Raw genomic sequence first — 13,676 nt, forward strand, 5'->3', positions numbered from 1 at the left:
TTCCTCTCTTAAAGGTGGGGCGGATGCGTACATCCGCCCCACCGTCGTCAACCGTTGACCTGTGCCCAGCCGTCATCGAGCTCGGATGCCAGGCCCTTGTCGTCGATCTCTCCGCCCAGGAACTTCTGGAACGCGGGAGTCGCGACGGTGTCCTTCCAGCGCACGAAGCCGTTCGCCTGCAGGAAGGCCGGTCCGTCGAGGCCTTCTGCCGACTGCACGATCTCGGGCCAGCCGTTCTGATCGGCCGTCTGCTCGGCGAGCGCCTCACGTGCCGAGATCGTCGTGGGGATGAGTCCATCGGCGATGTTCATCTTCACGAGGTTGTCGGTCTGCATGAAGTAGTCGAGGAACTTCGCGGCCTGCTTCTGGTACGGCGAGTCGATGTTGATCGACAGCGTCTGCGGGTTCGCGGCCTGCACCGCTCCCTCGGATCCGGCGAGCGGCGGCAGCACGATCCAGTCCATGTCGGCCGGGGCATCGGTGGCGATGTTCGCCACCTGGTACGAGCCCTGCACGGTCATGGCGGCCTTGCCCGCGTAGAACGTCGCCAGCACGTCGGAGCCCGACTGCGTGACGCCGATCGGGTCCACGGAGCCATCCTCGATCATCGACCGCACACGGTTCGGCACCTCGAGGTCGGCGTCCTTCACGTCGACCTTCATGTCGTCGCCCTCGCCGGTGAAGTACTCGGAGCCGAAGCCCATGCCGAGGCTCATGAACGCCGCGGTGGGGCTCTTCAGCCCCCACGTGATGCCGTGCACATCGCCGGACGTCGTGGCCTTGGCGATCTCGTCGAGCTCATCCCACGTCATGGAGTCGCCCGTCGGTATCTCCACGCCCGCCGCCTCGAGCAGCTTCTTGTTCGCGAACACGACGTAGGTCTGCAGTTCGGTCGGGGCGCCGATCATCTGGTCGTCCACCGTCACCGAGGCGAGCACGCCGGGGTCGATGTCGTCGATGGTCTCCTTGCTGAGCAGCTCGCTCAGGTCGGCGAGGTAGCCGTCGCGGGCGAAGGGCACGATGCCGAGCACCTCGTAGTGGATGATGTCGGGCGCGACCTCACCCGCGAACTGCGTCGTCAGCTTGTCGTCCAGACTGTCGGTCGGCGCCTGCACGATCTCGACCTGGATCTCGGGGTTGTCGTCGTTCCAGGCATCCACGATCTCCTTGGTCGCCTCGATCGCAGCCGGCTGGTCGGAGAACGACTGGAAGGTGATCGATACCGGCTCGCCGTCGCCGGCGTCGTCGGTCGTGTCGCCGCCCGCGGAGCAGGACGCGAGGGTCAGCGCCGTCACCGCGGCTGCGGCGAGCGCGATGGACGCGCGATGAAGCTTCTTCACTTCATACCTCTTTCTTTATGTGATGGGAATTGCAGGAAGTCCATGTGCCCAGCTCAGCCCTTGACGGCGCCGGAGAGCAGGCCGGTGGCGAGACGCTTCTGCAGCAGTGTGAAGAAGACGATGCTCGGGATGCTCGACAGCAGAGCCCCGGCGGCGAGCGGCCCGACCGCGACCTTGCCCTCGCCGCCGACGAACGTGCTGAGGGCGATGGGGAGCGTGTAGTTCTCCGGCGACTGCAGCAGCACCAGGGCGAAGAAGAACTCGTTGTACGCCGAGACGAAGCTGAACATCGCTGTCGCCACGAGCCCCGGCATCAGCAGCGGAAATACGACCCGCTGCAGCGTGCGCGCCTTGTTGGCACCGTCGATCGACGCGGCCTCTTCGATGTCGTACGGGATCGCCGCGACGTATCCCTGCAGCATCCAGAGCGAGAACGGCAGGGTGTAGACGGAGTAGACCGCCACGAGCCCGAGCAGGGAGTCGACCAGGCCGGCCGACCGCAGGATGAAGAAGAGCGGGATGACGATGAGGATCACCGGGAAGATCTGGCTCACCAGGATGTAGCCCACCCCGATCGATCGGAGCTTGCCCTGGTACCTCGCCATGACGTACGCGCCGGGGATCGAGAGCAGCGTGACGATGATCGTCGTGGCGATGGCGACGAGGAGGCTGTTGCCTGCCGCGCGCACGAGCCCCTGCCGCTCCAGCGCCACCACGAAGTTGTCGATCGTGGGCTGCAGGGGGAACAGGTTGACGGCGAGGGAGTTGATCTCGGCGGACGACTTGAACGCGGTGGAGATCAGCCACAGCAGCGGGAAACCGAGGAAGATCAGGAACCCCGCGAGTGCCACGTACTGCAGGATGCGGACCAGTGGCTTCTTGGTGCGCCGATTCATCGTTCTGCGCTGCTTCTTCGTCGTGTTCTGGGTGACCATGACGCGGGTGACGGTGCTCTGAGTCATCGCGGGCTCCTCTCCGGACGCAGCTGACGCCACAGGGCGATCACCAGGATCACGACGAGGAAGATCACGATGACGTCACCCATCGCCGCCGCCCCTCCGGTGTTGCGGGACTTGAATGCCTCGAGGTACGTGAACAGCATCGGCAGCATCGTGCGACCTCCCGGACCGCCCTCGGTCATGACGTAGACGATGCCGAAGGAGTTGAAGTTCCAGATGAAGCTGAGGCTGGCGATCGAGAAGATCACTGGCCGCAGCGCCGGCAGGGTGACGCTGATGAACCGGCGCCAGGTGCTCGCGCCGTCGACGGCGGCCGCCTCGAGGAGCTCGCCCGGCACCTGCTGCAGGCCGGCGAGCAGCACGACGGTGTTCTGCGGCATGCCGACCCACACTCCGACCAGGATGACGGCGGGAAGGGCGAGTCCGAAGTCGCCCAGCCAGTTGATGTTCTCCGGCCCTCCCAGCGATTCGATCAGCCAGTTCAGCGGCCCGTTGGTCGGCGAGTAGATCATCTGCCACATCACAGCGACCACGACGGGCGGCATCGCCCACGGGATCAGTGCCAGCACGCGGGTGATTCCACGGAAGCGCAGATCGGTGTTGAGCAGCAGCGCGAGGCTGAGTCCGCCGATCAGCTGCAGGGCGGTCACGGTGACGGCCCAGATCATGCCGATTCCGAACGACTGCCAGAACTGGGTGTCGGAGCCGAGCTTGATGAAGTTCTCGAATCCGACGAACTGCGTCTCGTGATTCCGGGCAAGGCGCGAATCGGTGAACGCCGTGGCGACGCCGATGAACAGCGGGATCACGCTGAGCGCGAGGATGGGGATCAGCGTCGGGATGACGAGACCGAGCGCCTCGTTGCGGCGCGAACGGGCGAGGCCGCCCGGCTTGGGCGCGATCCCCTTCGTCGTGGCCGTCTTCACAGCTGTCGAGCTCATGCGGATTCCCCGATCGTTGACGCTCGGATGACGAGAGTGGCCTCGACCGTCTCGCGCCGTGTGGGGCGCGAGGGATCGGCGAAACGCTCGCTGAGCATGCGCGCGGCGATCCGCCCGCGTCGCTCGGACTGGAGGGAGACGGAGGTCAGCGGCGGGCTGTAGAGCGCGGCCAGATCGGTGTCGTCGATGCCGGTCACGGCGATGTCCTCCGGTACGCGCAGACCCTGCCGGCGGATCGCGTTGATGGCGCCGATCGCGATCAGATCGTTCGCGCAGACGATCGCGTCGATCTTGTCGCCGCTCTCCGTCGTCGCGGCGAGCAGCCGCTCGGCGGCATCCACCCCTGCGCCGACGGTGAAGTCGGCCGCGGTGATCTGCAGGGCATCGGTGCGCGTCAGTCCGTGGCGCTGGACGGCGGCGGCGAATCCGGCGCGGCGGGCCGCACCGGGGTTCGTGTTGCCCGGCCCGTTGATCACGCCGATCCGGGTGCGCCCGATCTCGACCAGGTGGTCGACGACCATCCCGACGGCGACCGCGGAGTCGACGAAGACACTGTCGATGCTGAGTTCGGAGTGCAGGGTGCCGATGACCACGACCGGCACGACCGTGTCGGCGAGCGCCTGGCGAAGCGCGGGGGTGACGCGCAGGGGCGAGATGATCAGGCCGTCGCCGGCCCCCATGCTGAGCATGCGCACGAGTTCGACCGTCTGGTCGGGGCGGCGGCCGGTCGCCGAGACGCTGATCCGCGTCGTCTCTCCCAGCTCCTCCTCGATCGCGCGCAGCATCTGCACGTAGTTCGGGTTGCCGATGTCGTCGACGGCGAAGACGACCTGGGGATGACCGCCCAGACGCAGTGAGCGCGCCGTGGCGTCGGGCAGGTAGCCGATGCGCTTCGCCGCCGTGCGTACCTTTCGCACCATCTCCGGGCTCGCGGAACGGCCGGTGAGGGCGCGTGATGCGGAAGCGAGTGAGACACCGGCCGCGGCGGCGACCTCGTGCAGAGTCGGCTTCGTCCCCATGATTCTCCTCGTCGAGCGGAAACGTTTCCACGGTGCGATTTGGAAACGTTTCCAAATCGGCGCTGGTTGGGCTCCAGGGAATCTAGGCGGACTCCCTCCGGGTGTCAAGACCTCGGTTCGGTCATCCCCAGAATCCGTTCGGCGCGCCCCCGCATCGCAGGGTCGACCATCTCGCCCGAGGCGAGGGTCATGACTCCTCCCCCCTGCAGCGCCGAGAGGACGTCCCTCGCCCAGGCGACCTCGGCCGCGGTGGGGGCGAAGATCGAGGCGATCACCGCGAGCTGCAGCGGATGCGCAGCCATCCGGCCGAAGAGTCCGAGATCGGCAGCGCGGCGGGTGTCGGCGGCGAGCCCTTCGAGGTCACGGATCGCGGGGTACACCGACGCCATAGGTGCAGGCAGCCCCGCGGCGCGCGCCGCGAACAGCATCGACAGCCGCGCGTGCGTGATCATCGCCTCCCCTCCCCCGACCTCGCTGCGCAGATCGCTCTCCCCGAGCGCGAGGGCGACCACGGCCGGATGATCAGCGATCGCGACAGCGTTCACCACCCCACGAGCGGACTCGAGCAGGGCGATGAGCGGCCGGCCCGGTGCGAGGGCGACCGCGTGGTCGAGATCGCTGGTGCTCTCGACCTTCGGCAGCCGGATGCCGACCTCGGGAGCGAGTGCGGAGACGGCCCGCAGATCCCGCTCATCGCCCGCGTTCACGCGCACCTGCACCGCGGCACTCCCCCGCCGCCCGTCGCGGAGCCACTCGAGCACGGCGTCGCGCGCCGCCGACTTGCGCTCCGGTGCGACGGCATCCTCGAGGTCGAACACCACCAGATCGGCACCGCTCTCCTCAGCCGAGAGGAAGCGGTCAGGACGATCCCCCGGCACGTAGAGACCGCTGCGGTAGCCGTCCATCACACCGCTCTCCGGGTCTTGAGGCGCGCGATCTCCGCGTCGGAGAGACCGGCATCGCGCAGCACCTCGTCGGTGTCGGCGCCGTGTCTGCGCCCCGTCCAGCGGATCGACCCGGGCGTGCGCGAAAGGCGGAACAGCACGTTCTGCATCGCGACGTCGCCGAGGTCGTCGTCTTCGACGCGCACGATCGTGCCCAACGCCTGATACTGCGGGTCCTCGACGACGCCGCGCACGTCGTAGACCGGGGCGATGGCCGCTGACGCCGCCTCGAACACCGCGACGACCTCGTCGGCATCATGAGCCCCGATCCAGGACTGCACCGCCTCATCGAGCTCGTCAGCGTGCAGCGCCCGCTCATGTCCTGACCGGAACCAGGGCTCTTCGATCAGCTCGGCACGCCCGACGACGGTCATCACACGCTCAGCGATCGACTGCGAGCTCGTCGACACCGCCAGCCACACGCCGTCGCGGGACCGGTAGACGTTGCGCGGAGCGTTGTTGACCGAGCGGTTGCCGGTGCGGGGTTGCACCATGCCGAGCTGATCCCACGCGGTGATCTGCCCGCCCAGCAGCATGAGGATCGGTTCGATGATCGCCATGTCGACGACCTGACCGTGGCCGTCACTCTCGGCGCTGCGCAGCGCGGCCATCACGGCATAGGCGGTGGCGAGAGCGGCGATCCCGTCGGCGAGACCGAACGGGGGAAGCGTGGGCGGGCCATCCGGGTCACCCGTGAGGGCGGCGAAGCCGCTCATCGCCTCGGCGAGACTGCCGAAGCCGGGCCGCGCGGAGTACGGACCGAACTGCCCGAACGCGGTCACCCTGGCCAGCACCAGCCGAGGATTCGCCTTCTGCAGACGTTCAGGCGAGAGCCCCCAGCGCTCGAGTGTGCCGGGGCGGAAATTCTCGATCATGACGTCGGCATCGGCCACCAGCCGCAGCAGCACCTCGGCGCCGGCGGGGTCGCTCAGATCGATCGTCACGGTGCGCTTGTTGCGCCCGAGTGTCTTCCACCAGAGGTTGACACCGTCCTTCTGGGGTCCGTGCCCCCGCGAGGCATCCGGACGTATCGGGTGCTCCACCTTGATGACGTCCGCACCGAAATCCCCGAGGAATGTCGCCGCCAGAGGCCCGGCGAACAGCGTGGACACGTCGAGCACGCGCACCCCCTCGAGGGGTGCCTGTGGAACAGTTCTCAAATCTTCCCGGTCCGGCACCGAGACATGATAGTCACAGCTCTGCCGTCGCGACCAGATGCGCCGGCTGGGTGCGCAGAGGTCGCAGATCATCGCCTTCGACAATCAGGGACGCGGGGCCGTCGACAGGCACAGCGCCCAGCGCAGCCCGGTGGTACGTTGTGGCCCCTCGCCCGACGGGACCACCGGGCGAGGGGAGCGAGAGGGCCGACGAACCCGACAAGGGCTGCCGCACGAGGCGCGCGAACGACCTCAGTTCAGGACCGGGGGGATCTCCGACCAGATGATGCGCTCCTCGGTCGTCGGCGCGACGGGGATGCGACCGGCGCCGTCCGGCTCCGGGATCGCGGCGAGCAGTGCCCGCGTGTACGGATGCTGCGGATCAGCCCACACCCGGTCGGTCGGACCCGACTCCAGCACGCGTCCGCCGAACATCACGAACGTGCGGTCGGCGATGCGCCGCACCACGGCGAGGTCGTGCGAGATGAACAGCATCCCGGCTCCGGCCTCTGCCACGAGATCGCGCATGAGTCCGGCCACGCTCGTCTGCGTCGAGGCGTCGAGTGCCGAGATCGGCTCATCCGCGACGAGCAGCGATGGTCGCGCGGCCAGCGCGCGGGCGATAGCGATGCGCTGCTTCTGCCCGCCTGAGAACTGGTGCGGGAACCGCGAGCTCACGGTCGTCGGCAGCCCGACGCGCTCCAGCCACTCCTCGACGGTCGACCCCTCCGCACCCCGTGCGCGAGCAGTGGCGATGCCGTCGGCGATCTGCTCGCCGATCCGGCGTCGCGGGTTCAGCGAGGTCGACGGATCCTGGAACACCATCTGGATGCCGGTGAGCGCGATCGAACGGCGACGGATGCCGAGCGGCGACACGGGCGCATCCCGGAAGAGCACCGTCCCGCCCGCGGTCTTCTCGATGCCCACCACGGCACGCGCCAGGCTGGACTTGCCGCTGCCGGACTCGCCGACCAGGGCGACGGTCTCACCCGGGGCGACGCTGAGCGAGACCCCGTTCACGGCGATGACGGGCGGGTTGCCCGGGTAGCGCACCACGATGTTCTGCGCGTCGAGAACAGCGACCTCACTCATCAGCGGCCTCTCCCTCGGGTGCTTCCTCGATCTTCGAACCGGGCAGCGCCGCGAGCAGCGTGCGCGTGTACTCGTGCTGCGGCGAGAGGAACAGGGTCTCGCGGTCGGCCCGCTCGACGATGCGTCCGTCCTTCATGACGGCCACCTCGTCGGCGATCGCGCTCATGACGCCCAGGTCGTGCGTGACGAGCAGCACAGCCAGGCGTCGCTCGGTGGCGAGATCGCGCAGCAGCCGCAGGATGCCGGCCTGCACCGTGACGTCGAGCGCCGTGGTCGGCTCGTCCGCCAGCAGCACGTCGGGGTCGCACGCGAGGGCGCACGCGATCGCGATGCGCTGACGCTGTCCGCCCGAGAACTGGTGCGGGTAGCGCTTCAGCGCCTCGTCGGGGTTCGGCACCTGCACGGTCTCGAGCAGCTCGACCGCCCTGGCACGCGCCGCCGCCCCCTTGAGGCCGAGGTGCACGCGCATGTGGTCGGTGAGCTGACGGCCGACCGGCAGCTGCGGATGCAGCGACGCCGAGGGGTCCTGGAAGATCATCGCGATGCGCTTCCCGCGGATGCGGTTGAGCGCGCGGCGTCCGAGACCGACGAGCTCGTCGTCGCCGAGGCGGATCGACCCCCCGGTGCGGGCCTGTCGCGGCAGCAATCCGAGAACCGCCAGCGAGGTCAGCGTCTTGCCGGAGCCGGACTCGCCGGCGAGACCGTGGATGCGACCGGGCGCGAGGTCGATCGACACGCCCTTGACGAGCGGGCGGCCGATGTCGATCGTGAGGTCGCGGATGCTCAGCGTCGGGGCGACGGTGGTCGCCGCCCCCTGAACCGGCGTGCTCTGGGCGCTCATGCGGCGACTCCGGTCGCGGAGGCCTTGTGCTCGGCCTGCTTCTCGTGCGTGATCTCGGCCGTCGGGTCGAGCACATCGCGCATCGCGTCACCGAGGAAGTTGAACGCGAGCACCACGGTCAGGATCGCGAGTCCGGGGAAGACTCCGAGCCACCAGGCATCGAAGTTCTGCATCGCGCCGGAGATCATCGATCCCCACTCGGCCGTCGGCGGCTGCGCGCCGAGACCGAGGAAGGAGAGCCCGGAGAGGAGCAGGATGGCCGCGCCGATGTCGAGCGTCGCCAGCACCAGCACGGGCCCGGCGATGTTCGGGAGGATGTCGACGAACAGCGTCCGCAGCGGCGAGTGGCCGAGCAGCCGTCCGGCGATCACGTAGTTCTGACCGCGCAGGCCGAGCACGATGCTGCGGGTGACGCGGGAGTACTGCGGCCACGACACCACGATCGCGGCGATCACGGCGTTGAACAGCGAAGGGCCGAGCGATGCCGCCACCACCATCGCGAGGATGACGGTCGGGAACGCCATGAACAGGTCGGTGATGCGCATCAGGGTCTCATCGAGCCAGCCGCCGAAGTACCCGGCGAGCGCACCGATGACGGTGCCGATGATCATGGCCGCGATCACCAGGGTGAGCGCGAGCGGCAGGCTCACGGTGGCGCCGGTCATCAGACGCGAGAAGATGTCACGCCCGTTGCCGTCGGTGCCCAGGATCGTGTCGATACCCGGCGGTTGCAGGCGAGGGAGCACCTGGGCATTGGGGCCGAACGGCACCCACCACTGCGCCGTGAAGGCGACGATGACCCAGGCGCCCGCGATCACGGTGCCGATGATGCCGAGCGGGGTGCGCCAGGCTCGGGGCCACCGGAAGCGGAAGCGTCCGGCCGGGGTCGCGGCGGCGATGCGGCTCATGCGATCCTCACTCTCGGGTCGAGGACGCCGTAGAGCAGGTCGACGACGAAGTTGATGAGGAGGTAGATGAATCCGACCACGAGACCGACGCCCATGATGCCGGGCAGGTCGAGGTTCGCGGCCGAGTTATAGGCGTAGGTGCCCAATCCCGGCCAGGCGAAGACCGACTCGACGAGCACCGTCCCCGAGAGCAGCGCCCCGAAGGCCACACCGACGACGGTCAGGATCGGCAGCGAGGCGCCGCGGAGCACGTAGTCCAGGATCACGCGCATCGCCGGGAGTCCCTTGGCCCGCGCGGCTCGCACGTAGTCGCTGCCCAGCACCTCGAGCACCGAGGTGCGGATGAACCGAGTGAGCAGACCGATCGTCACGAGCGACAGCACCATGACCGGCAGGGCGAGGTGCGCGAGGGCGTCGAAGAAGCCGACCGCGTCGCCGTTCAGGAGGTAGTCGACCGTGTAGAGCCCGGTCACACGCGGGGGCGGCGTGATCGACGGGGAGATGCGTCCGGAGCCGGGCGCGATGCGCAGCTCCAGGAAGAAGACATAGAAGCTGACCAGCGCCAGCCAGAAGGTCGGCACGCTGAGTCCCACCAGCGTCACCACGCGGATGACCTGGTCGGTGACGAGTCCGCGCCGGTAGGCGGCGAGAGTGCCGAGCACGATGCTGACCACGAGGCTGAGGATGATCGCGCCGATCGCGATCTCGATCGTGGCCGGCACCGCGGTGGCGAGGTCGCTGGTGACCGGGCGTCCGGTCACCAGCGACGTGCCGAGGTCCCCGCGCAGCAGGTTCCCCATATAGATGAAGTACTGCACGAACAGTGGCTGGTCGAGTCCGTGCTCCCGGATGAACGCCTCGCGCGTCGCCGGGTTCTGGGACGCGCCCTCACCGAGTGCGGCCGAGACCGGGTCTCCCGGCACCAGGTTGGTGAGCGCGAACGTGACGATCGTCACGCCCACCAACAGGAGCAGGGAGGTGCCGGCCCGCCGCAGCAGGTATCCGAGCAGAGGCGACCGGCGCCGCTGCGCCTGCCTCTGCACCGCCACTGTCGTCATGAGATGTCCGCTCAGCCGGCCGGGGTGATCTCGGCGATGTCCATCTCCCAGACGGAGTTGTACACGGCGCCGGTGACGCTGTCGGCCGAGGAGATGTTGCGACCGGGGACGATCAGCGGCACGAACGGGCCCTCGGTCTGCATGGCCTCGGCGAAGGCCGTGAAGGCATCGGTGCGCGCAGCGGCGTCGGTGGCTGCAGCGGCATCAGCAGCGATCGCGGCGATGGCCGGGTTGGCCTCAGCGGCCCAGCCGGCGCGGAGACCGACCTTCAGACCGGGGCCGAAGGGCAGGAAGTTCGCGGAGTCCGCGTAGTCCGGACCCCAGAACCAGAGGCCGAAGCCCTCGGTGCCGTTGACGTAGGCGTCGAGCTCGGTCGCGAACGGGGCCGGGGCGAGCTCGACCGTGATGCCGGCGTCTTCGAGCTGTGCCTGGATGCGCTCGGCGAGCGGGGTGAACTCCACGCCACCGACCGGGTAGTCGTTCGGGAACTGCAGCTTCAGGGTCTGGCCCGTGTAGCCGGCCTCGGCGAGCGCGGCCTTGGCCTTGTCGAGGTCCTGCGTCACTCCGCTGTCGAGCGCGCCCTCGAATCCGGGCGGGATGACACCGGTCGCCTGCACGGAACCGGCGCCCGCCAGCTCCAGCAGCGAGTCGTAGTCGAGCGAGTAGCGGATGGCCTCGGCGATCTTGACGTTCGCCAGGTCACCAGCGACGGCCTCGGACTGGTTCAGCAGCAGGAAGATGGTCTGTCCGGACGGGACCGAGTCCACCGTGATGTCGTCGCCCAGACCGGCGACCTGGTCGCCGTTCAGGTCCATCGCGACCATCGAGTCGCCGCCCTTGAGGTTGGCGAGCTGCGTGGCGCTCTCCGAGACGTTGCGCACGACGACGCGCTTGTATGCCGACTCCTCGTCGCCGTTGTACTCGTCGTTGCGGGTCAGGACGACCTGCGAGCTGAGGTCGAGCGTGTCGAGCACGAACGGGCCGGAACCGGCCGACTCCCCGTCGAGGAACTTCTGCGCCGTGTCGGTGCCGTCGGTCGTGCCGCCGTTCTCGATCACGACGTCGGAGTTGACGATGCCGAGCGCCGGGTTCGCGAGGATCGCGGGCAGCTGCAGCAGCGGGGTCTCGGATGTGAACTCGATGGTCTTGTCGTCGACCTCGGTGATGGTGAGGCCGCCGAGCAGGAAGTTCGGCTTGGCGTCGGCCATGCCCTGGATGCGCTGCAGCGAGAAGACGACATCCTTCGCCTCGATGGGCGAGCCGTCGGAGAAGACGCGGTCGCCCTCGAGCGTGAAGGTGAACTCGGTCGCCTCGTCGTTCTGCTCCCAGGAGGCGAGGCCGGGGACCGGGGTCGACACGTCAGAGCCCTTGAAGTCGACCAGCGTCTCGTAGAGCGCCTTGGCGATCATGTTGCCGGTGGGGTCGTAGGTGTGGCCGGGGTCGGCCGTCTCGATCGAGAACGCCGTGTCGATGACCAGCGAATCCGTGCCGGAGGACTGGCCGCCGTTGTTGGCCGAGTTCCCTCCTGAGCATCCTGCGAGCGCGAGGAGCGCAACGGCTCCGATCGCGATGACCGACGTGCTGCGACGTGACGACATGAGAGCCTCCAGAGGCGAGGAGTACATTCGGGTGTGGCCGAGCCAGATGTGGACGACCGGTGATCAGATTCGCATCATATGCGACGATGTGTCCAGCAAGGATGCGGATCATCATCATGGTCTGTCTAGAACCTTGGACGTGAGGAGCAATATGTCCAGCAAGGATGCCGAACAGTCAAAGCATTCTGGACGGAATGCCACCCCGTTGGACGAGACCGCGTACAGAATCCTCGAAGTGCTCCGTGATAACGGTCGCGTCTCGATCGCCGCACTCGCGGACAAGGTGGGGATCTCCCGGGCGAATGCGTACACGCGGGTCGAATCGCTCGTGCACGACGGGGTGATCACGGGCTTCAGCGCACGGGTCGATCAGGCCAAGGCCGGACTCTCGATCGGCGCACTCGTGTTCGTCACGGTGCTGCCGCAGGCCTGGGCGTCGTTCCGCGACCGCGTGCTCGAGATGCCGGATGTGGAGTGGTGCGCGATCACCACGGGCGAGCACGATGCGATGCTGCTGATCCGCGCGGTCGACGTGAGCGGTGTGCACGAGTTCTCGACCGGCGTCATCGCGCAGCTGCCCGAGGTGCGCACGGTCGTGAGCGTGGTGGTTCTCGACGAAGTCATCCGCCGCCCGTACCTGCTGCCGGGCGACCTCCCCGAGCGCGCGAGCGCGAGTGCCCTGCTCGGCATGACGCGCTGGACCCCGGCCTCCCCCGGCCGCGACACGCTCCCCCCGCGCTGACCCCCACCCACCCGTGAGGGGTCAGGACACGCCGCGCCGCGGCATCCGAGCACGGCGTGTCTTGACCCCTCACGGGTGCGAGGCGGGCCTCAGGCCGCGATCTCCTCGCACACGCTGAGCTGCGGAAGTCCGTGCATCTCGTAGTGCTCGACCAGGCGGATCGCTCCGTCCTCGGTGAACTCGAGATCGCTCTCGCCGTCCCCGGTCACGACGGTGCCGTCCGCGACGAGCACGTGCACGAACGAGACCCAGATCGAATCCCCGGTGCGGGTCCCGACGAACTTGCCGAATGTGACCGTGTCACCCTCGTACCCGCCCCAGATCGCCCCGTCGCGCTCGAAGTACTCGAAGATGCTCGGCGCAGCGGGGTCGACCGCAGAGGTGGTGGACGACACCATCCGGAATCGGCGGCCGTCGAGGGAGGGGATCGTTGCAGTGGCAGTCACCCCTCGATTATGCGGGATGCGATCACCGCACGGATGCGGACCGCTCTCGCCACTCGCCCTCGAGGAGGCCGTAGATCAGGAGCGTCGTCCACTCCTGCTTGAACCACTCGCTCTCGACGAGACGCGCCTCGCGGCGGAAGCCCAACCGCTCCACGACGCGTGCTGACGCGGCGTTGCGCTCATCGATCCGCGCCGCGATCCGATGCAGTCCGAGCCCGTCGAAGCCGAGCGCGAGCAGCGCGTCGACCGCCTCCGTGGCGTAACCGCGCCCCGAGAACCGGGGGTCGAAGATATAGCCGACCTCGCCCGCGCGATCGGTCTCGCTGCGCCAGAACAACACGACGTCGCCGACGAGCGCACCGCTCTCGCGCTCCTCCACCGCGAGGCAGATCCCGTCGCCCTCCGCCGTGAAGACGGTGCGCGACCAGGTCGTCGCGATGCGCTGCTCGACCTCGCCGAGCGTCAGCGGGGCATAGGGCACGTAGCGCACCGCATCCGGATCCGACTTGTACGCGTGCATCGCGACCGCGTCGTCGGCCGCGATCGGTCGCAGCAGCAGCCGTGCGGTCGGGATCGGGTACTCGGGGGCGAGTCCCCCATTCTGCAACGGCGTCTGATCCACCACGCGCGA

At 68.4% G+C, this 13,676-nt stretch carries 14 protein-coding genes; 1 reads left to right on the forward strand and 13 read right to left on the reverse strand.

What is annotated here, in order from left to right; translation table 11 throughout:
* Positions 1–47 precede the first annotated feature (47 nt).
* From KZC51_RS02330 to KZC51_RS02380, 11 genes are all read right to left on the reverse strand, one after another.
* Positions 48–1,340 carry an ABC transporter substrate-binding protein gene (locus KZC51_RS02330; protein WP_247628412.1) on the reverse strand — a complete coding sequence of 431 codons (1,293 nt, stop codon included), beginning with the start codon at positions 1,338–1,340 and terminating at the stop codon, positions 48–50.
* Between the two features lie 53 nt (positions 1,341–1,393).
* Positions 1,394–2,302: a carbohydrate ABC transporter permease gene (locus KZC51_RS02335; RefSeq protein ID WP_247628413.1), complete on the reverse strand. Its 909-nt coding sequence runs from the start codon at positions 2,300–2,302 to the stop codon at positions 1,394–1,396.
* Positions 2,299–3,240, reverse strand: a complete 942-nt coding sequence (locus tag KZC51_RS02340) for a carbohydrate ABC transporter permease (RefSeq protein WP_247628414.1) — start codon at positions 3,238–3,240, stop codon at positions 2,299–2,301. Before KZC51_RS02340 ends, KZC51_RS02335 begins: the two co-directional genes overlap by 4 nt.
* The gene (locus KZC51_RS02345; protein ID WP_247628415.1) at positions 3,237–4,259 is read right to left on the reverse strand and encodes a LacI family DNA-binding transcriptional regulator; all 1,023 of its coding nucleotides are present in this window, start codon (positions 4,257–4,259) and stop codon (positions 3,237–3,239) included. Before KZC51_RS02345 ends, KZC51_RS02340 begins: the two co-directional genes overlap by 4 nt.
* A gap of 104 nt (positions 4,260–4,363) precedes the next feature.
* Positions 4,364–5,164 carry an HpcH/HpaI aldolase/citrate lyase family protein gene (locus KZC51_RS02350; RefSeq protein ID WP_247628416.1) on the reverse strand — a complete coding sequence of 267 codons (801 nt, stop codon included), beginning with the start codon at positions 5,162–5,164 and terminating at the stop codon, positions 4,364–4,366.
* A complete protein-coding gene (locus KZC51_RS02355) occupies positions 5,164–6,381 on the reverse strand; it encodes a CaiB/BaiF CoA transferase family protein (RefSeq protein WP_308194279.1) in 1,218 nt (405 codons plus the stop codon). The genes KZC51_RS02350 and KZC51_RS02355 overlap by 1 nt, the downstream gene beginning before the upstream one ends.
* A 231-nt stretch (positions 6,382–6,612) precedes the next feature.
* On the reverse strand, positions 6,613–7,452 hold the full coding sequence (locus KZC51_RS02360) for an ABC transporter ATP-binding protein (protein WP_247628418.1): 840 nt from the start codon (positions 7,450–7,452) through the stop codon (positions 6,613–6,615).
* Positions 7,445–8,293 carry an ABC transporter ATP-binding protein gene (locus tag KZC51_RS02365; protein ID WP_247628419.1) on the reverse strand — a complete coding sequence of 283 codons (849 nt, stop codon included), beginning with the start codon at positions 8,291–8,293 and terminating at the stop codon, positions 7,445–7,447. The genes KZC51_RS02360 and KZC51_RS02365 overlap by 8 nt, the downstream gene beginning before the upstream one ends.
* The gene (locus KZC51_RS02370) at positions 8,290–9,201 is read right to left on the reverse strand and encodes an ABC transporter permease (protein WP_247628420.1); all 912 of its coding nucleotides are present in this window, start codon (positions 9,199–9,201) and stop codon (positions 8,290–8,292) included. The genes KZC51_RS02365 and KZC51_RS02370 overlap by 4 nt, the downstream gene beginning before the upstream one ends.
* On the reverse strand, positions 9,198–10,259 hold the full coding sequence (locus tag KZC51_RS02375) for an ABC transporter permease (protein ID WP_247628421.1): 1,062 nt from the start codon (positions 10,257–10,259) through the stop codon (positions 9,198–9,200). Before KZC51_RS02375 ends, KZC51_RS02370 begins: the two co-directional genes overlap by 4 nt.
* An 11-nt stretch (positions 10,260–10,270) precedes the next feature.
* Positions 10,271–11,857: an ABC transporter substrate-binding protein gene (locus KZC51_RS02380; RefSeq protein ID WP_247628422.1), complete on the reverse strand. Its 1,587-nt coding sequence runs from the start codon at positions 11,855–11,857 to the stop codon at positions 10,271–10,273.
* Between the two features lie 151 nt (positions 11,858–12,008).
* Between KZC51_RS02380 and KZC51_RS02385 the strand changes: the two genes are divergently transcribed.
* Positions 12,009–12,599: an Lrp/AsnC family transcriptional regulator gene (locus KZC51_RS02385; protein WP_281731697.1), complete on the forward strand. Its 591-nt coding sequence runs from the start codon at positions 12,009–12,011 to the stop codon at positions 12,597–12,599.
* An 89-nt stretch (positions 12,600–12,688) separates the two neighbouring features.
* Here KZC51_RS02385 and KZC51_RS02390 read toward each other — a convergent pair whose 3' ends face one another.
* Positions 12,689–13,045: an avidin-fold protein gene (locus KZC51_RS02390; RefSeq protein ID WP_247628424.1), complete on the reverse strand. Its 357-nt coding sequence runs from the start codon at positions 13,043–13,045 to the stop codon at positions 12,689–12,691.
* A 22-nt stretch (positions 13,046–13,067) separates the two neighbouring features.
* Positions 13,068–13,670, reverse strand: a complete 603-nt coding sequence (locus tag KZC51_RS02395) for a GNAT family N-acetyltransferase (RefSeq protein ID WP_247628425.1) — start codon at positions 13,668–13,670, stop codon at positions 13,068–13,070.
* Positions 13,671–13,676: the final 6 nt, after the last annotated feature.

This window comes from Microbacterium croceum (assembly GCF_023091245.1).
GTDB lineage: Bacteria > Actinomycetota > Actinomycetes > Actinomycetales > Microbacteriaceae > Microbacterium > Microbacterium croceum.